This is a genomic window from Mycobacterium sp. (genome assembly GCF_008709575.1).
GTDB lineage: Bacteria > Actinomycetota > Actinomycetes > Mycobacteriales > Mycobacteriaceae > Mycobacterium.
In genome coordinates this window covers 635-856 of the sequence record NZ_VYIK01000231.1, presented here as the reverse complement: position 1 = coordinate 856, position 222 = coordinate 635, and the positions used below count along the sequence as shown (strand labels likewise).

General features: G+C 63.5%; 1 protein-coding gene. It reads right to left on the bottom strand.

Annotated elements, in window-relative coordinates; all coding sequences use genetic code 11:
- Positions 1–222: nucleotidyltransferase domain-containing protein (locus F6Q13_RS18120; protein ID WP_293059485.1), on the bottom strand; the 222-nt coding region annotated here is incomplete at both ends.

The following is a 222-nucleotide window of genomic DNA, read 5'->3' as shown; positions in this document are numbered from 1 at the left end:
CCGGATCCGTCTCGCCGATGAGCCTGCCGTAAAGCGCAACTCTGCCGGCGAGCTCGAGGGGAGCGCCGTTGAGGACAAGCAGGTCGATATCTGCGGGCAGCAGAACGTCGAAGGCCTTCGGTGGATGTCCACCGAAGTACGCGGCGATGTCGATGTCGGAAGTTGGCCGTGCGGTGTTGGTGGCTCGGCTGCCGTGCAGATAGGCAAATACGGCGACCGAAG